Raw genomic sequence first — 17,282 nt, 5'->3', positions numbered from 1 at the left:
TGATATTCGGACAACCCTATTTATCTACCCAGCCAAATCACCAGCAAAGCCACAATTGTCGCCAGAAAAAGGATATGATTCATCCAATCGTCGAAAGACCAATTTTTAAACATAATTAGTTCCTTACAATCGAGGTTTACTGCTCAACAGCTTACTTTAATTCCTGATAGAAGTGCTATCGGGTGCAGCCGGTTGACTCTGGCAATATGTTGAGATTAGTTAAGAGCAGTAAAGGGATCGTTAAATCAATCATAAATTGTTATAGTCCATTTCCTCCAGAGCCTAGCATAGAGGGGAAGCATCCTTAATCGCTAGGTAATTGCATGAATGGACTACAACAACAGATTATCAGTCTTGATCGGAAAGTCGATCGTCTACAGGATATTGTCGAAAACCTCGGCCAGCAAATTGCTATCCTAGCTGGGGATAAATCGAGTCATTCCCCGCAAGAATCCCTCGAAATGGTCGGTTTTTCCGAGTTATCCGATAATAGCCTCTATGATCATAAAGATATTCTCCGGGATCACGGTGGCAAACAAGCCCCAGCTGTCAATGGCGATAATCCTTTTTCCGATGAAATCCAAATTCGCCGATTAACGGCACAATTGACGGCGGCCTACAATCGCATTGCAGCTCTCGAAGAACAATTACTCACCTATCGCATCCATTCCTAGTTAATTTCTGCCCAGAGGATTGGTGGAAGATTGTGAGTTAGAATTAGGCAGACTGGGTAAACCGGGTAGGGTGGGATTAGTCGGCAAATTGGGCAAAGGATTGCTATTTTCTATTGTGGGATTGTTAGCCTCCCCCGATAGAGTCGCTAAAGCCACGCGATCGCCGCCTACCTGTCGCAGTAGGTCTAAAACCCCAACTACTTCGTTATAACTGGCATTACGGGAAGCATTCAGTACCATCAGTCCATTGGGACTATATTGATGATAATTCTTGATCGCCTCGAACAACTGGGCGCGAGTCACCATCTGTTTTTCGACGTAGAGTTGTCCGAAATCATCGAGACTAACTACCAACATTTCCCGCATCGGGGTGGTGGCGGTACTGGCTTTCGGTAAATCGAGGCTGATAGCCTGTTGGCGAGACAATCCCACCGCACCGAGAATAAAGAAAGTGAGAATACAGAAAATTACATCGATCAGGGGAATGATATTAACCTGCACATCCTCTTGAATGCGGTGTTGATCATGCCATAATTTGAGCGGACGAGCCGTAATATGGCTACTTTTTGTGGTTTTCGGTTGCTGGATTTTAGTTTCGGCCATGGGTGATCAGGGGGAGATTTAGCGATCGAGAGGTTTTTCTAGGTTAGCACTGAGGGCGTATTGTTGGTCTTCTCCATCTAGCCAGCGTTGGCGGTAGATAATTTCTAAATCACTGCCGGCCTTGCGAAAAATCCTAGCTTGATTGAACCAGAGTCCCTGAAAAACACGATAGAAAGCGAGGCTAAAAATAGCGACAATTAAGCCGGTAGCGGTGGAAATTAAAGCCTCACTAATACCTAAAGTTACCCCGGCTGTAGAGGAAGTTCCCAGGTCACTTAATTGAATATTGGCCAAAGAGGTAATTAAACCGAGTACCGTCCCTAATAATCCTAGCAGGGGAGAAAGGGCGATGACTGCCTCAAGGATTTTATCGCCCCGTTTCATCAGGGATAATTGTTCATCGGCAGCCGACTCGAGGGCAAAGTGAAAAACCTCTGGCTCTGGATTTTCTAAGCGCAGGGGAGCATAAAGATAGCTACCAATGGGGTGATTGCGGGAATCTCTGGCGACTTTTGCCGCCAAATCCCAGTTACGGATGGCCGATTCCATAATTCGATTTAAAATCTGGCCTTCACTGAGGAGAGTACGACTCCAAAACCAAATTCGTTCGATAATAGTGCTAAGAGCTAAAATAGACAGGAAAAGCAGCGGCCACATGGCAACTCCGCCTTTTTGGATTAAATCAGTTATACTCACGAGTTGTTTTGTCCCTCCTGGGCGATCAAGCTAGATTATTAGTTTAAGATTTAAGTCGATCAATTGACATTTATAGTTCTTACGCTGACTTAGAATACAGGATGAGATGAGGCTTTTCAAGAGGCCAGGAGAGCTAAAAAGGCAAGAGTAAAATTAATATTAACGATTTTAGTAAACCTCTTGTATAATCAATTTTTAGTGGTTTAAAAACGTCAAAAATAAGGATTAAGTGGCATAAAGTATGTAAATAGACCATTTAATTGATTATTATTCATTCTTAATTCTCCAGACGACCGACTACTGGCCACTGACTCCTAATCAACCACGACAATTTTTGATTTTTACAAGAGGTCTAGTGATTGGCCCGACTCTATTTGAACCTGATTCTCGCCCGAGAAGTCTAAAACCTCTATCTCTAGACATCGATTAGCCAATGACCATGAAAAACCTCGTCTCTAGGGCTTGAAAAACTTGTCGGGCTTCTATTTTCGGGTTAATCAAGGAAAATTCTTTCAACCCTGTAGCGAGGATATTCTCTGGTTATTCTGGCAAAATGCGCTCGAAATTTCTCCTCAACAACTGCAACAATTTGCCGAGATTTTCCCCGATAATGCTAGGAATATTCAACCATTAAACGGGCGATCAATCCTGCATTCCTAAAACTGTAAATTTGACAAAAACTGATAACTGACTACTGTTTTCGATTAAGCGACCAAGAGGAAATCATTGGCTGTTAGGCTAGGATTACCAGTTAAAACTGCAAAATTGTCACCGGTTCCCAATCCCGCTGCGCTGCCATTTTGGTTATAGAATAGATGACCAGTGCCACTGCTATAAACAATAAAAGCATTACTATAGCGGTATTCGCTTGAGTGAGATACAGACCATCGTCTTGCCTAGACTGACTTATAGCTTGTTGCATTATACCTCATTCGACTGCATACCGCTATAGCGTCAACTAAACTATTATTAGCAACGAGGGCAAAATTACTAGCTTGACTAAAACCGTTACCAACCTCACTGGTTAAAGCAGCAAAAGTGGTTTTACTCAAGACAATTTTATCTTGATTAAGCACGAAGTCAGTGATCGTATCTACCCCAAAATCACTGGCAACAAGAACACGAGTAGAGCGATATTCAATTTGATCAATTCCTGCTCCACCCGTGAGAGTATCATTACCCGTATTACCTGCGAGAGTATCATTTCCTAAGCCACCAGTGAGGCTATTAAGGGACTTCCAGAGAATAAAATACCCAACCAAAAAATAGAAAAATGTTTTTTTGAAAAAATAATTAGGGTTGGCTGAATAATGGTAAAACCCTTTTAAAATAAGGCTTTTGACCTGTTAAAATCCGATGTTCATGCCGCGAAAATAGGATTGGGACTTTCAAAAACCTGGCATTATCCTTCTTGTAGTACATAGCTTGGTACAAAAAACCAGGGCAACAAAGCCTGAAACGACCGGCTACTGACGACTGGCTACTGACGACCGACTCCTACCCCCACCGAAAAACTTTTTCAGCAAACCCTAATTATTTTTGCCCAGGAAAACAAAGAGTCTCCCTTGACGACCTATTTTTCCGAAAAAATATAGCAGTTTTCCTCAGAATGAGGCATGAGCAAGGGGCTTAAGCCCCTTGTTGGCAAAACTTGTCGATACCTCAGTAATGTGAAAAGCGCTATAGTTAGTCCTAAACCAGGTATTTCTTCAAGAAGTTCACAGACTTGCCGTAATATAAGTGTCATTTGTTACCATAATAACTTCATGAGTTATCGCACTTAATTCTCCTATGCAAAAATTAATTATCCAAGAAGTCTATTAATTACTATTTTCGACCGTGGGAAGAGGAGAAGGTGATAAAACGGGAGGAGCGATCGGTTCAATTTTATCCTCATTAACTGGGGGATTAATCACCTCTGTTCCAGAGGAAGGAGAAGGGGAAGGAGAAGGGGAAGGAGAAGGGGAAGGAGAAGGGGAAGGGGAGGGAAGGGGAGAAACTTGAGGACTCGGCTCTGTTTCAGGAAGAGGAACAGGAATAGGAATTACTTCTTCTGGGGTGGGACTAGGAGTTAATTCTGGAGTCGCTTCTGGACTAGGAATCACCTCTGGGGTAGGAGTCGGGGATGGGGTAGGAGTCGGGGAATAAATGGGAGTCCGTTGACGAGAAGGTCGTCGGATAGGGGGAAAATCTTGGGAGGGAGGAGGAATGATTTCAGGACTAGGAGAAGGTTCGAGGGTTGGTGATGGTTTAATTTCCTCATTTTTGGGTAAAAGAGCCATAAATCCCCGATATCCCAGGGCAAAAGCCCCAATTGTCACCGCAAAAATCAGCAAAATCGACAGCCAAGGATTCTTTTTTTCCCCAGAATTGGGTTTAATAACCACAGTGGGGGAGACGGTTGGTTTTTGGGGTGTCGAGGACTTTAATCGGGGACTATGGGGAGAAACCGCGATAGTTGGTTGGGTGGACAAATCGGGGGATATTTCTCCTAAAGCTGCTAACATTTCCCCGGCAGTGGCAAACCGATCCCGGGGATGAAAACGGATCGCTCGATCGATTACCATAGCTAAATTAGGATTAACATTTTCTGCCTCCTGTCGCCAGAGAATTTCCCCCGTGCGCGAGTCAGTTTCTAGATATTGGGGAGTTTTTCCCGTTAATAAAAAAATCGCCGTTAAGCCTAGGCTGTAAAGGTCACTAGAAAAGACCGGTCTCCCGGCAGCCTGTTCCGAAGCCATATAACCGGGGGTGCCAAGGGCGATCGAATAGGCACTTTTTCCCGTAGGATCGAGTAAGGTGGCGACTGCTTCTTTCATTACCCCAAAATCGATTAAAATGGGCAAATTATCACTATTTCTTAAGATAATATTATCGGGTTTCACATCCCGGTGAATAATGCGGCGACTGTGAATAAAATCAAGAACAGGCAGTAAATTCTCCAAAATCGTCCGCACTGCCGAGGACGATAAATTTCCCTGTCGTTGCTGTTTTTGGGTTAGTGTCTCCCCTTCAATCCATTCCTGCACCAGATAGAAGTGATTATCTTGGGCAAAATAACCGTATAAACGGGGTATTTGGCGATTTTGTTCCCCCAATTCCTCTAAAACCCTTGCTTCTTTCTGAAAACGTTCTTTTAACCATTCTGGCATCTCCTCACTTTGAATAGCTGGCTGCAATTTTTTAATCACACAGCGCCGTTGAGAAGGCATATTCGTATCGATAGCGATATAAGTTTCCCCAAATCCCCCCCTAGCAAGGGTACTAACAATTTGGTAGCGATTGTTTAAAAGCACTAGATTCATTACCCTGAGAGTGCAAGCGTGGTCATAAATTGTTCCTAGACTAACATTCTTTTGTTAAGGAAAAAGTCAAGGGAAAAACTAGAGTCAAGTCTAAGGAATCCAGCGACGGATTTTCGTCCAGAAAGCGCCATTATCTTGACTACTCATCTGTTGAAAACCTTGATAACAATCGTAGGCGCGATTAAGATGGGCGGTGATTTCCGTCGCATTGGGATGGGAATTGCGATCGGGATGCCAATAACACAAAAGAGTTTTATAATTATTTTCAATATGGCTAGTCTTGCTCAAAGGAGTAATCCCCAAAACTCGCCACCAAACGGGATTAGCCGACTCCATAATCATCACGGCCAAGGAACGGGGCGAAGGATAGAGAATTTGGGCGATTAATGACCAATCTGCCCCATAACACAGCCGATAAACCGCTTTAACCCGCTCTTTTCCCAACTGTTCACAAGCTTGTAAATGCCATTGACGAAAATCCCTCCGCATCTGCTGATGAGTTCGCAAATCTCGCTGGGCAAATCTGCCCTCAGCTAGTTTATTAGCCCCGATAGTGTTAAAGTTACCATTAGCGATCGCTTTTAGATCCCAGTAGAGATGATAAAAAGGATCTTGAGCCAAGGCGAGACTTTCGAGAATTTCCTTAGCGTAACCTCTAGCCGGATTTAATCGCAATAATTCCCGTAATTCCCGACAAAACTGCTCATTTTCGGGCATACCGCGCCATTGCCAATAGTTAACATCCGGTTTTGCCAGAGACTGCCTATATACACTGCGCCACACCTGCGGAACAGTACAGGCGATCGGGGTAGCCAAGGGAGTAGCCAAGGGATAAAATTGACCCTTTAAAGAGCTTTCAGGAGCATCTTCTAGTAAACAAGCAAGATGATAGGCGGGATGACTACGGGGCTTTTTTTGGGGGCTAATAAACCAAAAAGCCGTTAAAATGAGAATTAGGTACAGGAGTAGAGAAAGAATTTGCTCCGCCATCGCAACTTTTAGTTAGTCTGCTGAGTTACTCGAAAAATTATAATTGGTGCTATGGTCGCTAAAAAGTTCTTTGTATCTCGGCTGATAGTCAGGAATCTACAAAACGGGGTGATATATCGAAAGTTTCCATATATTCCTACTTTGGTTATTCGGAAAGTTTCTGTATAATTAACAGTTAGATGGCTTAGGTTATAGGTTGGGGCATACTTGAAAAGTGTCTGTTCGAGTTCAAAAATTAAAGTGATCAGCACACCTGGAGCAATATGCTGCAATCAGAATCAAAAATTGCACTGCTAATTGATGCAGACAACGCCCCTGCATCAAAAATTGAGGCGATTCATCTCTGAAATTGCAAAGTATGGAGTTGCCAATATTCGTAAGGCTTACGGAAACTGGAAAAGTCCTGCGCTGAAAGCTTGGGAGGAGTGTTTGCACGAATACGCTATTCGCCCCGTCCAACAGTTCGACTATACGAAGGGCAAAAATGCTACTGATGCTGCAATGATTATTGATGCAATGGATTTGCTGTATACACAACAGTTGGATGCTTTTGCAATCGTGTCGAGCGATTGTGACTTTACTCCTTTAGTGATGCGAATTTTGACAAATGGCTTAAAAGTTTATGGATTTGGCGAGAAGAAAACACCCTTGCCTTTTGTTTATGCGTGTTCAACATTTTTATACCTAGAAACTATTGATCAAGCAGTAAATTCTGAGGAGACTTCCAAAGTTTCTGCAAGTGTGAAGAAAACTGGTAAAGAGTTGAAGCAAGACACCAAATTAATCAGTTTATTGAGGGGCGCGGTTTCTAGCACTCTAGACGATGATGGTTGGTCGAATTTGGCAGAGATTGGCGGACACATAGCAAATCAGACATCTTTTGACCCACGCAACTACGGATATGCAAAGTTAAGTGGCCTGTTCGAGGCTATTGACTTATTCGAGATTCAGCGAAAAAATAAGGCAGTCTTCGTGAGGAGCAAGCAAAAGAATGGCACTACTCCAAAAACGTAGTGCAGATCTAGTAGAGTGCGTTCCCTCATGCAAGTCCTACCGCTACAGCACTCGATTTTCAGGAAACCCAACATCCTCACCTAGTACCATGAAAGGGTATAATAAGCTTACTTTAGATCATCAAGTAGGTAACAAAACCTTAATGGAAAGTCGTATCCATATCCATCCAGATATTTGTAATGGAAGACCTGTTATCGCTGGAACCCGAATTCCGGTGCAAACAGTTATGGAATTTTTGGGAGCAGGGGATTCTATTGAAGAAGTCCTTGAAGAATATCCTTCTCTGAATCGAGAAGATATTTATGCCTGTATGCAATTTGCAGCAAGATTGATGGCGAATCACTATGAAGTCAGAAAAATTGCATGAATGGTTTTTTCTTTGATGAAAATTTACCCGCTAAAATCCTGTTTACTCCATCTTTACCGATCATTTATGTTTCGGTTTTAGGTAGAAGTCCAAGGGATACGGAAATTTGGCAATATGCAAAGGATAAAAAACTGGTTATTGTTACGAAAGATGCAGACTTTTCCGATCGACTAATGGTTTATTTTTCCCCACCTAAAGTAGTACATCTCCGTTTTGGCAATATAGGAAAACGAGAATTTCATCAGTTTTTAGCTCGTATTTGACCAGAGGTTGAAGCTTTGGTCATTGAACATAAATTAGTTAATGTCTATTTAGATCGAATTGAAGCATTTAGATAATTTTTCCTAACATTTAGTGCGATATCGCTAAGGTGGGCAATGCCTACCTTTCTAGGGAAAGTCCAGTAATAATATCTTCTGGGGGAATCCCAGCTTGAATTAAATTGGTTGTTAATCCTTCTTCAAGATTATCATCTTCAATGACAATTTTATTTTTCAATAAACGAGCGTGAAATAAAATTGTATTAATCCACGCTTCTTTTTCCCAACCAGTCATAATTATTAAAAAGTTGCCTGATTCTGGATCACAAACTGGAGTAATTTTAAGGGTTTGTAATCGAGGTTGCATCGCCGATTCTTTTCTGATAACTTGAGTCAGAATATCGGCATAATTTACTGTGTTATCCATTCGACAATTATCTCCTTTTGAGGATTATAAATAACTAAATTGATTCTGTTACGTTTAATAACCAGTTGGAAAATAGCTTTTTTGAAGTGTTTTAAATAAACCGCTTGACTAATGCCCAAAAAAAGTTTTCTTTCAGGTTCTTGTGAATCTAAAGCCCATTGGTATAATTGAAGTTGTCCTATTGTTTTTTCTAATTCACTGATAACTGAAGGCGTATCAAAGTCTTTGATTTCTACGGCAATTTTACGATCTTCTTTTTCCGCAGCAAAAAACTTTTCTGCTCCTAAATCAGCTTTAAGCAAGGTTTTTTCTAAGGTTAGAATTAAAGGATCATCAGTGATTTTCCAACCTTCTTTTTCTAAAGTATGACGTAATGATAAATGTAGATCGTCTCGTCTGGACATCCTTATAAACCCTGCTTAAGAGGTTCGTTTCCTATTTTACTACAGTTCGCCCTAATTCGGATTTATTATGACCGAAAAAGCGGTAAGGTGGACATTGCCCACCCTACTATTCCTATTTCCGTTTTTTCAGGCTAGAGACTAACCCTAATCCTCCTAATCCTAGCAAGGCAACAACGGAACTCAGTGCAGATCTGGTAGGGTGCGTTACCTCATGCAAGTCCTACCGCTGCAGCGATCGATTTTGGGGAACGCACCATGATCATTGATTCAAGTAAATGATAATAATCTAAAAACGTCTAGGCACAGCGACGGACGGGAGTGCGATCAAATTTAGACAAATATGGGGGCATTTTACCTTACTTTTTGGAGCCTTGATCTGTGGGCAATATGACATGATTAATAGAAGAAACAGGGAGTAAAGAGCATGACCACCTATCAAGATGTTCGCCGGCAAGTTGAGAATCTCACCCCAGACGAGCAACTTCGCTTGTTAAAAGAGTTAGCTGTAATGGTACGTCGCCCTATGCTTGTTAAGCCCAAGCATAGCATTATGGAACTAGAAGGACTAGGAAAAGAAATCTGGAATGGACTTGATGCTCAAGAGTACGTTAATCAGGAACGTGCCTCATGGAATGGCTGATGCAACTACAAGGTCAAGTTGTGGGTTTGGATACCGCGCCACTCATTTACCTGATCGAGCAAAATCAGGCATATTTAGGGCTTGTTCGTGCCTTTTTTGGGGCGCTAAGTCGAGGCGAGTTTCAAGTTGTTACCTCTACGTTGACGCTGTCGGAAGTTTTGGTGCATCCATTACGCTCAGGCAATGTAGAACTTGCTGGCCAGTATCGTGATATTCTTCTCGATCAAGAAAACTTAATCACAGTACCTATTTCCCTTGAGATCGCCGAAGTTGCCGCCCAGTTAAGAGCAAGACAAAACTTGCGAACTCCAGACGCAATTCAGATCGCCACTGCTATGGGAGAAGGTGCTATGTTTTTCTTGACCAATGATGCCCGTTTAGCTGCTGTCCCAGATTTAAAAGTTTTGGTTTTGGATGCTCTGTAACAGTACGCCAATCTGGTGGAGTTCGTTCCTTAAACATTGATTCAAGTAAATGATTACAAGTAAAAAACGTCTATGCACAGCGACAGACGGGAGTGCGATCTCTTATGAGAGAGTTGTAAATTTTTGTTACGAAGTGCAGTCAGATTGAATAATTGGTGCTATGGTCGCTGAAAGGTTCTTTGTACCTCGGCTGATTGTCAGGAATCCACAAAACGGGTGATATGCCGAAAGTTTCCCCATATCCTTACTCTCTTTATTCGGAAAGTTTCTGTATAGAACCCATTTGGTATCTTTTATAATGTAGATGCCCTTGCTGAAAAGGTGAAGCGAAAACCTTGTCCATTATAGGTTTCAGGGGAGAGAGTCTCTGGCGGCGCTTAACGGCAATACTTTAGTCTGAACCCCGTTTTGTGAATGCGTCACCGTCTAGTCGTCCCAAAAAATCAAAGGAGGAGTCAGCTAAATGTACTCAAGTAGTATGACGGATGAAGAGTGGTCGCTCGTAGAACCGCTATTGCCAAAGAAGAAATTGACTTGTCCCCCAAAATGGACAAAACGACAGATTTTAGATGGGATTTTCTATCAACTCAAAAATGGCTGTAATTGGGGGGGACCTCCCGAAAGATTTCCCGACCTACTCCACCGTGTTCTGGCATGATAAACAGTGGAGAAGTCAGGGAATCATCCAAAAAATAAGGGAAGAATTACATCGCAGATTACGACAACAAGAAAAAAAACTTGTGGACGACTCTAATTATGATTGATTCTCAAGCCGTCAAAAATACCTGTAATGCGAGTGTGGAGACGAAAGGATTTTGTTTCTACAAGTGCACCAATGGAATTAAACGTCATCTAGCGACGGATAGTCTTGGTTTTCCCTTTTTCGCTCATTGTACTCCCGCCAACCTATCTGATGACCAAGGATTGATTGAGTTGTTAACTATCAATATTGACTATAGCGTTTCTCACACCTGTGTGGCACAGTTAAACCTTTGCTAATTAAGCTTTTCAACATCGATAATGTACCTAGTGCGAACAGGAAACGCTATATTTCAAGTTAAAACCGTCGGAACTGCCTAAGACGACTATTCTTCTAGATAATGGTTATCATCCTGACAAAATAGAGAAAGAGTTGGTTAAGGTCTATCCAGAGATAATGACTAAAATTCAGTTTGAACTGTCTCCAAAACCGTCAAAAACCAAAAAAGCGGAGAAGGGTTGCTCAGGATTCGTACCTGTAAAAACTCGATGGGTGATTGAAAGAAGTAATTCTGGCGTTGCTGAATCAAGGTATGAATGCCGACTGTGCATCGTATCCAAAAGTTAGTTTGAGTCTAGGTTTTAAAAATCCCACAAAAGAAGATTCATATCTCAAATCAGCAACGCCATTTTCGTTATCAGGATGATTATTACTCTCCTAAAGTTAACTCATATTTTGTCGATAATGGCAAGTTAGTTAATGTCGATGATTTCGTTCTTTACTGACGGGTGTAGCGATAACAATTTTATCATGAGGAATCAACTTAAGGAAACAATAGCAGATTATGGACTTGAAAATAGTTTAGCTGCCATAATTGATTTAATCGAATTTGGATGCTTAAGCGAGTTACATAAAGCCGTAATCTTAGCCTACTTAATCCCTGCTAAGAATTACATGGCTCAGTTAGATGCCAGGCAAAGATTTCGCCTAGAGGATTGCCTTGAATTTACTACAGTTGAGGTATGCAATGACTAATTTTTACTACGGAAGTTGTGTGGATGGAAACTACTGGATTAATTTAGATCATGTTTCCTATATTACTTCAGAAAAAGACAGATTAATTCTGAAAATGTCAGACGGTTGTTGCGTTTTGATCGACGGAGAAGACTATGACGCTTTAAAAAAAATTCTCATCGCAAAAACAGTGAATTGGTTCTGAGAGCATTGTCAAAATCAACAGGAATTCACCCCGGAAGATTGGGAGCCAAAAGATGTCAATCTAGATGATGACGATATCCCCTTTTAACCTAATCGCATCCTACCCGCTATCGCGGGGGGAATGGGGTTAGGGTCCAAACCTAATCCTAGTCCAAGAGTGCCTTTTTCATTGATTTCAAGCTTTAGCTTGCACCGCAATCGTAAGGCTTCAAGGACTTTTAAGAATTGTGCCTTTTAAAGTGAGATAGGGCTAAAAAAGCCCTACGGGAGTATCGTAAGGCTAATTCTTTTTAAACTCAATTCACTCCCATTATAACCGATGAAAATATTAGGTATAGACGTTAGCCGTAATTGGGCTATCGTGGTTTTGTTGTGTGAATTTCCGACGATTTCCCCCCTGCAATACTCGAAAAGCATTAAGGAACCAGTTAAAGGATACGCTCGACTTAAAGGAAATATTCAGCTTAACGAGATAGCCTGGAAGTTAGAATGCAACTTAGAAGCGATCGAGATTATTAAATCCCTAGAAGCTGATGCGATTGTTTTAGAGCCTACTGGGTATTGGTACGCTAGTTTTTGGGTTAATTGTGCTAAGAAGCTAGGTTTAGATATTTATTGGATATCTCACCAGCAAACTAAGATAAATCGTCAGCACTATTTTAAGACTAAAAACAAAGATGACTATCTAGACGCTTTAACTATTGCCTTAACTTATTTTGATAAGTCAGGGTTAGATGATCTAGGCAATCCCCCCATCTTAAACAACTATGACTATGACTCGATCGATTTGTTGCGTCGGACGTTTCACGAGAGAGAGCAGCTTAATAAGAACAAAAATTCTTTGATTAATCAGCTTAGACAACGGCTATGTTGTGAGTTTCCTGAAATCGCTCAAAGAGACTTTGATTATATCGGAGTTAGCGGCTGTAACCCGACTTTAGGGTGGGTTGCCGGATTAGCGGGAAACCCGCGCATTAAAACCACGTCTGGGACGGGAGTCAGTGAATACAGTCAGCTATTAGCTAAAGACATTATTACTTATCAGGAGAGAATCGAAGCTAAAGAGTTAAGCTTAAGAGAAATTCTGGAATTAGAGCAGTTTAACGGTTATTGCCAAGTATTTGACCAGTTTCTTTTTGGTACGGTGACTAAAAGCTTGTTGCTTTTACACTGCTATCCTATCGAAAGATTTCTGGTCAACGGTAAACCTTATTTTAGAGGTGATCACGATATTAGTTTGAGAAAGTTTCAGGCTTATCTAAGCTTAGGGTATTCCTATCAGATTTCGGGGGATACTTCCGCCAAACAAGACAAGGTTAAGAAGTCTTGGAAGGGTTCCGATTTAATGCGCTCTCACTTGTATGCTCACGCAATGGTTACTATTTGCCCAAATAAGCCAGCTAAAACTGAGATTGTTGGCAAGCTTAAGCATTCTTGGCTTAATCCCCGGATTCATCTCTATTACGACCACGAAAATGGTCAAAGAATCGAAAAAAGGAAAGAATTACCTAGCTTTAAGGCACTGGGTAAGGATGGACTGTGTCGCTTGCTGTTTTACGAGACTAGACTTTTGTATCGGCTTTTAACGGACAATTTGGTAAAGTGATGGGGTGTGGGGCTTTTCAGTGAGCAGTGAGCAGTAAACAGTAATCAGTGAGGAGTAAACAGTAATCAGTGAAAAGCAAGCTCCGAACTTGTCACTTAATACTATTGACTGAAAACTCACATCTGGTAACTGGTAACTGGTAACTGATAACTGATAACTGATAACTGATTACAGAGGGAAAAAGAGAAGGGAAAACAGCCCCTTCTGTGCCGTATCTAGACAAAAATTGTTCTAGTTGCCAATATAGACCGGTTGTGCTTGCAGAGATTCGACCAAACCGCGCACGGCTGCCACCATAGCCACTTCATTATCCAATTGATTGATCGCCGAACCAACACCGATACCGGCCGCTCCAGCAGCGATCGCCATGGGCGCAGTAACAATGGATAAACCGGAAGCGCAGAGGACGGGAACTTTAACCGCATGGGAAATAGCGTGGGCTGCTGCTAAAGTCGGGGCGGCTTTTTCAATCAGTCCCAAAATACCGGCGTGACGGGGTTGACTGCTAGTGCCGCCTTCGGTTTGAATAATGTCAGCACCCTGACTAACTAAAGCTTCTGCTAGTCTCACCTGTTGATCGAGGGGGAGGAGATGGGGAACTGTTACAGACAGGGTAATTTCGGGCAGTAAGTCGCGAGTTTGACGGGTTAGGGCTAAAACTTCCGCCGCTTCAAAAATGCGTCCTTGGGCATAAAAACTATCGAAATTACCGATCTCAATTAAATCGGCTCCCGCATCCACTGCCATCACCAACAATTCTGGCTCGACGGCCGATACACACACGGGTAAATTTGTCAAGGCTTTTACGGCCCGAATTAGGTCAGCATTAGCGGCAATATCGACAAAAGTTGCTCCTCCGGCTGTAGCGGCTTTAACTACTGAGAGAACCTGCGAGCGATCGAAATTATTTAACCCACTAATCACTTTCAGGGCATGACGACGGGCGAAGGCTTGCTGTAAGGTAAAATTGATCATTAATCCACACCTATCTGGAATTCTCAAAAAACATTTTCCCACCTTCTCGCTGATCAGAGGGTGGGATTTGAGAATTATTAGGGAAATTTTCTTTAATTTAGGTTTTGATTCTCTTGGTTTTTGCGCTTGAGGTTTTGCAGTTGTTGCAGCAGTACCTCGATTTCCGCTTCTAAATGGAGATATTTCACCTGTTGGTCAGCTTGGTAGGTGGTGCGAATCTGTTTCATGGCGGAGGATTCCTTAGTTAGTACAGTTGTCATAGCGGTATCTATAGAGTGCTGATTATGTTTAATTGTTTCAATTTGTATATAGTACCTTAACAATGTCTTAAAGAAAACCTTTTGATGGTAGTTTCTCAACTGGCACAGGATTAAAGAGGGGAAAAATTCTTGCAACCAAGGGGATCGGAGTGCGATATACTCAGTCGCGAACGATATTGGCAAGCATGACCATGGTAGCGGTAGCAATTTTAGCGGCGGGTAAGGGAACCCGAATGAAGTCCAGCCTTCCAAAAGTTTTACATCCCCTCGGCAGTCGATCGCTAGTGGAACGGGTCCTTAATGTCAGCGAATCCTTACATCCCCGGCGAAAACTGGTAATTATCGGTTATCAAGGGGAACAGGTGCGCAATACTCTACAGCATCTTCCGGATATCGAATTTGTCGAACAAAGGGAACAGTTAGGCACTGGCCATGCTATTCAGCAGTTAATCCCCCATTTAGAGGACTTTCAGGGGGATTTGTTGGTCTTAAATGGCGATGTTCCTCTGTTGCGTCCCGAAACCTTGCAAAATCTTCTCCAGATGCACCAAGACCATGGTAACGCCGCCACCCTATTAACTGCTAATCTTCCTAACCCGAAAGGTTACGGTCGAGTTTTTTGTGATGGCAATAATCTCGTTAAGCAGATTGTGGAAGAAAGAGACTGTACCGATGCCCAAAGACAAAACCATCGGATTAATGGGGGTATATACTGCTTTAATTGGTCAAAATTAGCGGCGATACTGCCTAATTTAACGCCCAATAACGATCAAGGTGAATATTATCTCACGGATGTGGTCAATTTTCTCGCTCCCGTCATGGCTGTGGATGTGGAGGATTGTTTAGAAATTAGCGGCATTAACGATCGCAAACAATTAGCCACCGCCTATGATATCCTGCAAACTAGAGTTAAGGATCATTGGATGGCCGCTGGAGTCACCATTATTGACCCCGATAGTGTCACCATTGAGGATACTGTCACCCTCAGTCCCGATGTGATTATTGAACCCCAAACCCATCTGCGCGGTGAGACGATAATCGCTTCTGGTTGTCGTCTCGGTCCTGGGAGTTTAATCGAAAATAGTCGCATAGGCAGCGATGTAACGGTCTTATTTTCGGTTATTTCTGATAGTCAGGTGGATTCTGGTTGTCGCATCGGTCCCTATGCTCATTTGCGCGGAGAAGCGAAAATTGGGGCTAATTGTCGAGTCGGTAATTTTGTTGAAATTAAAAAAAGTGACATCGGCAATAAAACCAATATTGCCCATTTATCCTATCTGGGAGATGCCACTTTAGGGGAAAAAGTTAACGTTGGTGCGGGAACAATTACTGCTAATTACGATGGTGTGAAGAAACACCAAACTATGATCGGCAGTGGCACAAAAACTGGGGCAAATAGTGTTTTAGTTGCCCCTTTAAAATTAGGAAAAAATGTCACCGTGGCCGCTGGTTCAACTATCACTAAAAATGTCCCCGATAACGCTTTAGTTATTGCTCGCGAAAGTCAGCGTGTGATCGAAAATTGGGCAGAGCAGTTTCAGTAGGTTAATTCCGGGATATAAGGACAGAAAACTGTTGCTAAATTCCGAGATTAGAGTCAAGATAAACACTTTGATAAGGGCAGGAAAGAAAGAGGGGTTGAATGGTACTCAACCCTTACTTATACAGGTGAACTAAATAGGGTTTAAGGGGGATGTTTGCTTATTTAACGGCCGCGACGACCTGCTTTACCGACTACGCGAATATTTTCAGGAGATTCGGTAAGTTTAACAAGATTTCCCTGGACAGCGACGATATCTTGCAGTCCTCTTTCCTCCATTTCTGAAAGAATATCGATTCTCTCATTTTTAACCTCGAGAAAATCGATAAATCCTGCTAGAGAATCTGCTGAACGAAAATACTCCTCCAATCGCCGCCATAATTTTGGCCAAATTGGATCGATTGTTTTCAAGTCATCCTTATTTTTAACAGTAACTCCCGTTAAAGTTTTATCACTAGGCCAATAACCTTTTTTATCTTTCTTAGCCACTGCTAAAGCTTTGTTGAATTCTTGTCGCAATTGGGTAAAAAGCGTATTGTAATATAAGGGGTAGGCATAACCCTCTAGTACCTGCCGATAATTGACGGAATCTCTCAGTAGGTTAGCATCTAAAAATACTTCATCTCCATCTTCTCGCTCGGTATTTCCTGCGAAAACGAAACAAATCGGACGACCAGAACTGTCATCCACCATGCGCGCTAGAATATAGCCCTTGGGGGTGGGATTATTATTTTGAATCGTAACCGATTAAATCGAGCATATTCTCTTTAGCTTGAGTCGATAAAGGTTTAATTGCCCCTTTTTCGATTGCGTCGATACCCTCGAAACGTAACTGCACAGTGCCGTTATCACGAGAAATATTCGGTCTTCGACCTTCTAATTCAAATAATAGGCGACGATTGTTTGCCAAAAAACGGACAGAATCCCCATCGGGTTGACCGAATTGTGGGGTAAATCTACCTTTGATGAGAATAAACGCCATAAAACCTCTAAGTAGTTGGACAAAATTAAGGTTAACTGTGGGGTCAGGAGTCAGGAGTCAGTAGTTGGCTTTTTCTTTCTGCTCTCTACACCCTTCTCCCCACTTCCCTATCTCCCTTCTCCCTGCTCATAGACAATATTAACCAGTAATTTAGATAGGTCAATGGCTTATCAGTTCACTGATTACTGTTTACTGT

At 42.2% G+C, this 17,282-nt stretch carries 22 protein-coding genes and 2 pseudogenes; 12 read left to right on the top strand and 12 right to left on the bottom strand.

What is annotated here, in order from left to right; translation table 11 throughout:
• Window positions 1-323: 323 nt before the first annotated feature.
• The gene (locus tag GQR42_RS26150; RefSeq protein ID WP_158202203.1) at window positions 324-674 is read left to right on the top strand and encodes a hypothetical protein; all 351 of its coding nucleotides are present in this window, start codon (window positions 324-326) and stop codon (window positions 672-674) included.
• Here the strand turns inward: GQR42_RS26150 and GQR42_RS26145 are convergent, their stop codons facing one another.
• Window positions 675-1,277 carry an ExbD/TolR family protein gene (locus GQR42_RS26145; RefSeq protein WP_158202202.1) on the bottom strand — a complete coding sequence of 201 codons (603 nt, stop codon included), beginning with the start codon at window positions 1,275-1,277 and terminating at the stop codon, window positions 675-677.
• Between the two features lie 18 nt (window positions 1,278-1,295).
• The gene (locus tag GQR42_RS26140; RefSeq protein ID WP_158202587.1) at window positions 1,296-1,934 is read right to left on the bottom strand and encodes a MotA/TolQ/ExbB proton channel family protein; all 639 of its coding nucleotides are present in this window, start codon (window positions 1,932-1,934) and stop codon (window positions 1,296-1,298) included.
• Between the two features lie 555 nt (window positions 1,935-2,489).
• Here GQR42_RS26140 and GQR42_RS26135 point away from each other — a divergent pair.
• Window positions 2,490-2,633, top strand: a pseudogene (locus tag GQR42_RS26135) (carbonic anhydrase); the annotation flags it as partial.
• Window positions 2,634-2,869: 236 nt separating this feature from the next.
• Here the strand turns inward: GQR42_RS26135 and GQR42_RS26130 are convergent.
• From GQR42_RS26130 to GQR42_RS26120, 4 genes and pseudogenes are all read right to left on the bottom strand, one after another.
• Window positions 2,870-3,235, bottom strand: a complete 366-nt coding sequence (locus GQR42_RS26130; protein ID WP_158202201.1) for a hypothetical protein — start codon at window positions 3,233-3,235, stop codon at window positions 2,870-2,872.
• A 401-nt stretch (window positions 3,236-3,636) separates the two neighbouring features.
• Window positions 3,637-3,766: pseudogene (locus GQR42_RS29275) on the bottom strand (IS630 family transposase); the annotation flags it as partial.
• A 27-nt stretch (window positions 3,767-3,793) separates the two neighbouring features.
• Window positions 3,794-5,278, bottom strand: coding sequence for a serine/threonine-protein kinase (locus GQR42_RS26125; RefSeq protein WP_158202200.1), 1,485 nt, complete (start codon window positions 5,276-5,278; stop codon window positions 3,794-3,796).
• A 90-nt stretch (window positions 5,279-5,368) separates the two neighbouring features.
• A complete protein-coding gene (locus GQR42_RS26120; protein WP_158202199.1) occupies window positions 5,369-6,268 on the bottom strand; it encodes a J domain-containing protein in 900 nt (299 codons plus the stop codon).
• 300 nt (window positions 6,269-6,568) lie between these two features.
• On the opposite strand from GQR42_RS26120, the gene GQR42_RS26115 reads away from it, so the two are divergent.
• Genes GQR42_RS26115 through GQR42_RS26105 form a run of 3 tightly spaced genes read left to right on the top strand, consistent with a single transcriptional unit; the run spans window position 6,569 to window position 7,912 of the window.
• Entirely contained in the window at window positions 6,569-7,282 is a 714-nt protein-coding gene (locus GQR42_RS26115) for an NYN domain-containing protein (RefSeq protein WP_233271178.1), read from the top strand.
• Window positions 7,260-7,649, top strand: coding sequence for a DUF433 domain-containing protein (locus tag GQR42_RS30220; RefSeq protein ID WP_371731271.1), 390 nt, complete (start codon window positions 7,260-7,262; stop codon window positions 7,647-7,649). Before GQR42_RS26115 ends, GQR42_RS30220 begins: the two co-directional genes overlap by 23 nt.
• Window positions 7,646-7,912 carry a DUF5615 family PIN-like protein gene (locus GQR42_RS26105; protein WP_158202198.1) on the top strand — a complete coding sequence of 89 codons (267 nt, stop codon included), beginning with the start codon at window positions 7,646-7,648 and terminating at the stop codon, window positions 7,910-7,912. The genes GQR42_RS30220 and GQR42_RS26105 overlap by 4 nt, the downstream gene beginning before the upstream one ends.
• Before the next feature lie 118 nt (window positions 7,913-8,030).
• On the opposite strand, the gene GQR42_RS26100 is transcribed toward GQR42_RS26105, so the two are convergent.
• Together GQR42_RS26100 and GQR42_RS26095 are read right to left on the bottom strand one after the other, a co-directional pair.
• The gene (locus GQR42_RS26100) at window positions 8,031-8,336 is read right to left on the bottom strand and encodes an element excision factor XisI family protein (protein WP_158202197.1); all 306 of its coding nucleotides are present in this window, start codon (window positions 8,334-8,336) and stop codon (window positions 8,031-8,033) included.
• A complete protein-coding gene (locus GQR42_RS26095; RefSeq protein WP_158202196.1) occupies window positions 8,321-8,740 on the bottom strand; it encodes a XisH family protein in 420 nt (139 codons plus the stop codon). The genes GQR42_RS26100 and GQR42_RS26095 overlap by 16 nt, the downstream gene beginning before the upstream one ends.
• 424 nt (window positions 8,741-9,164) lie before the next feature.
• On the opposite strand from GQR42_RS26095, the gene GQR42_RS26090 reads away from it, so the two are divergent.
• The 6 genes from GQR42_RS26090 to GQR42_RS29260 all read left to right on the top strand — a co-directional run bounded on the left by GQR42_RS26090 (window position 9,165) and on the right by GQR42_RS29260 (window position 13,329).
• Window positions 9,165-9,380: a hypothetical protein gene (locus GQR42_RS26090; protein WP_002746864.1), complete on the top strand. Its 216-nt coding sequence runs from the start codon at window positions 9,165-9,167 to the stop codon at window positions 9,378-9,380.
• On the top strand, window positions 9,368-9,805 hold the full coding sequence (locus tag GQR42_RS26085) for a type II toxin-antitoxin system VapC family toxin (RefSeq protein ID WP_158202195.1): 438 nt from the start codon (window positions 9,368-9,370) through the stop codon (window positions 9,803-9,805). Before GQR42_RS26090 ends, GQR42_RS26085 begins: the two co-directional genes overlap by 13 nt.
• Before the next feature lie 463 nt (window positions 9,806-10,268).
• Window positions 10,269-10,463, top strand: coding sequence for a transposase (locus GQR42_RS28060; protein ID WP_199273246.1), 195 nt, complete (start codon window positions 10,269-10,271; stop codon window positions 10,461-10,463).
• Window positions 10,464-10,561: 98 nt separating this feature from the next.
• On the top strand, window positions 10,562-10,804 hold the full coding sequence (locus GQR42_RS29270) for a hypothetical protein (RefSeq protein WP_233271177.1): 243 nt from the start codon (window positions 10,562-10,564) through the stop codon (window positions 10,802-10,804).
• A gap of 460 nt (window positions 10,805-11,264) precedes the next feature.
• On the top strand, window positions 11,265-11,540 hold the full coding sequence (locus GQR42_RS26070) for a hypothetical protein (RefSeq protein WP_158202194.1): 276 nt from the start codon (window positions 11,265-11,267) through the stop codon (window positions 11,538-11,540).
• A gap of 502 nt (window positions 11,541-12,042) precedes the next feature.
• Window positions 12,043-13,329, top strand: a complete 1,287-nt coding sequence (locus tag GQR42_RS29260) for an IS110 family transposase (RefSeq protein ID WP_233271175.1) — start codon at window positions 12,043-12,045, stop codon at window positions 13,327-13,329.
• 231 nt (window positions 13,330-13,560) lie between these two features.
• Here the strand turns inward: GQR42_RS29260 and GQR42_RS26060 are convergent, their stop codons facing one another.
• Window positions 13,561-14,304, bottom strand: a complete 744-nt coding sequence (locus tag GQR42_RS26060; protein ID WP_158202193.1) for a DUF561 domain-containing protein — start codon at window positions 14,302-14,304, stop codon at window positions 13,561-13,563.
• A 92-nt stretch (window positions 14,305-14,396) separates the two neighbouring features.
• Window positions 14,397-14,564 carry a hypothetical protein gene (locus GQR42_RS28055; RefSeq protein WP_002801704.1) on the bottom strand — a complete coding sequence of 56 codons (168 nt, stop codon included), beginning with the start codon at window positions 14,562-14,564 and terminating at the stop codon, window positions 14,397-14,399.
• 191 nt (window positions 14,565-14,755) lie between these two features.
• On the opposite strand from GQR42_RS28055, the gene glmU reads away from it, so the two are divergent.
• Complete coding sequence (gene glmU, locus GQR42_RS26055; protein WP_158202585.1) at window positions 14,756-16,108, top strand: bifunctional UDP-N-acetylglucosamine diphosphorylase/glucosamine-1-phosphate N-acetyltransferase GlmU; 1,353 nt, start codon at window positions 14,756-14,758, stop codon at window positions 16,106-16,108.
• A 161-nt stretch (window positions 16,109-16,269) separates the two neighbouring features.
• Here glmU and GQR42_RS26050 read toward each other — a convergent pair whose 3' ends face one another.
• Both GQR42_RS26050 and GQR42_RS26045 read right to left on the bottom strand, forming a co-directional pair.
• Window positions 16,270-16,797, bottom strand: coding sequence for a hypothetical protein (locus tag GQR42_RS26050; RefSeq protein ID WP_158202192.1), 528 nt, complete (start codon window positions 16,795-16,797; stop codon window positions 16,270-16,272).
• Between the two features lie 34 nt (window positions 16,798-16,831).
• The gene (locus GQR42_RS26045) at window positions 16,832-17,086 is read right to left on the bottom strand and encodes a hypothetical protein (RefSeq protein ID WP_158202191.1); all 255 of its coding nucleotides are present in this window, start codon (window positions 17,084-17,086) and stop codon (window positions 16,832-16,834) included.
• Window positions 17,087-17,282: the final 196 nt, after the last annotated feature.

This window comes from Microcystis aeruginosa FD4 (genome assembly GCF_009792235.1).
Lineage (GTDB): Bacteria > Cyanobacteriota > Cyanobacteriia > Cyanobacteriales > Microcystaceae > Microcystis > Microcystis viridis.
Note: the sequence above shows the minus strand (reverse complement) of the source record. Positions and strands in the feature narration are given on the sequence as shown.

Bases quoted from the DNA above. Each gene is read 5' to 3' on its own strand.
- GQR42_RS26060 (WP_158202193.1), bottom strand. From the start codon at position 14,304: ATGATCAATTTTACCTTACAGCAAGCCTTCGCCCGTCGTCATGCCCTG.
- GQR42_RS26090 (WP_002746864.1), top strand. From the start codon at position 9,165: ATGACCACCTATCAAGATGTTCGCCGGCAAGTTGAGAATCTCACCCCA.
- GQR42_RS30220 (WP_371731271.1), top strand. From the start codon at position 7,260: ATGGCACTACTCCAAAAACGTAGTGCAGATCTAGTAGAGTGCGTTCCC.
- GQR42_RS28055 (WP_002801704.1), bottom strand. From the start codon at position 14,564: ATGACAACTGTACTAACTAAGGAATCCTCCGCCATGAAACAGATTCGC.
- GQR42_RS28060 (WP_199273246.1), top strand. From the start codon at position 10,269: ATGTACTCAAGTAGTATGACGGATGAAGAGTGGTCGCTCGTAGAACCG.
- GQR42_RS26070 (WP_158202194.1), top strand. From the start codon at position 11,265: ATGTCGATGATTTCGTTCTTTACTGACGGGTGTAGCGATAACAATTTT.
- GQR42_RS26050 (WP_158202192.1), bottom strand. From the start codon at position 16,797: ATGGTGGATGACAGTTCTGGTCGTCCGATTTGTTTCGTTTTCGCAGGA.
- glmU (WP_158202585.1), top strand. From the start codon at position 14,756: ATGGTAGCGGTAGCAATTTTAGCGGCGGGTAAGGGAACCCGAATGAAG.
- GQR42_RS26105 (WP_158202198.1), top strand. From the start codon at position 7,646: ATGAATGGTTTTTTCTTTGATGAAAATTTACCCGCTAAAATCCTGTTT.
- GQR42_RS29260 (WP_233271175.1), top strand. From the start codon at position 12,043: ATGAAAATATTAGGTATAGACGTTAGCCGTAATTGGGCTATCGTGGTT.
- GQR42_RS26115 (WP_233271178.1), top strand. From the start codon at position 6,569: ATGCAGACAACGCCCCTGCATCAAAAATTGAGGCGATTCATCTCTGAA.
- GQR42_RS26120 (WP_158202199.1), bottom strand. From the start codon at position 6,268: ATGGCGGAGCAAATTCTTTCTCTACTCCTGTACCTAATTCTCATTTTA.
- GQR42_RS26125 (WP_158202200.1), bottom strand. From the start codon at position 5,278: ATGAATCTAGTGCTTTTAAACAATCGCTACCAAATTGTTAGTACCCTT.
- GQR42_RS26045 (WP_158202191.1), bottom strand. From the start codon at position 17,086: ATGGCGTTTATTCTCATCAAAGGTAGATTTACCCCACAATTCGGTCAA.
- GQR42_RS26150 (WP_158202203.1), top strand. From the start codon at position 324: ATGAATGGACTACAACAACAGATTATCAGTCTTGATCGGAAAGTCGAT.
- GQR42_RS26100 (WP_158202197.1), bottom strand. From the start codon at position 8,336: ATGGATAACACAGTAAATTATGCCGATATTCTGACTCAAGTTATCAGA.
- GQR42_RS26095 (WP_158202196.1), bottom strand. From the start codon at position 8,740: ATGTCCAGACGAGACGATCTACATTTATCATTACGTCATACTTTAGAA.
- GQR42_RS29270 (WP_233271177.1), top strand. From the start codon at position 10,562: ATGATTGATTCTCAAGCCGTCAAAAATACCTGTAATGCGAGTGTGGAG.
- GQR42_RS26085 (WP_158202195.1), top strand. From the start codon at position 9,368: ATGGAATGGCTGATGCAACTACAAGGTCAAGTTGTGGGTTTGGATACC.
- GQR42_RS26140 (WP_158202587.1), bottom strand. From the start codon at position 1,934: ATGTGGCCGCTGCTTTTCCTGTCTATTTTAGCTCTTAGCACTATTATC.
- GQR42_RS26145 (WP_158202202.1), bottom strand. From the start codon at position 1,277: ATGGCCGAAACTAAAATCCAGCAACCGAAAACCACAAAAAGTAGCCAT.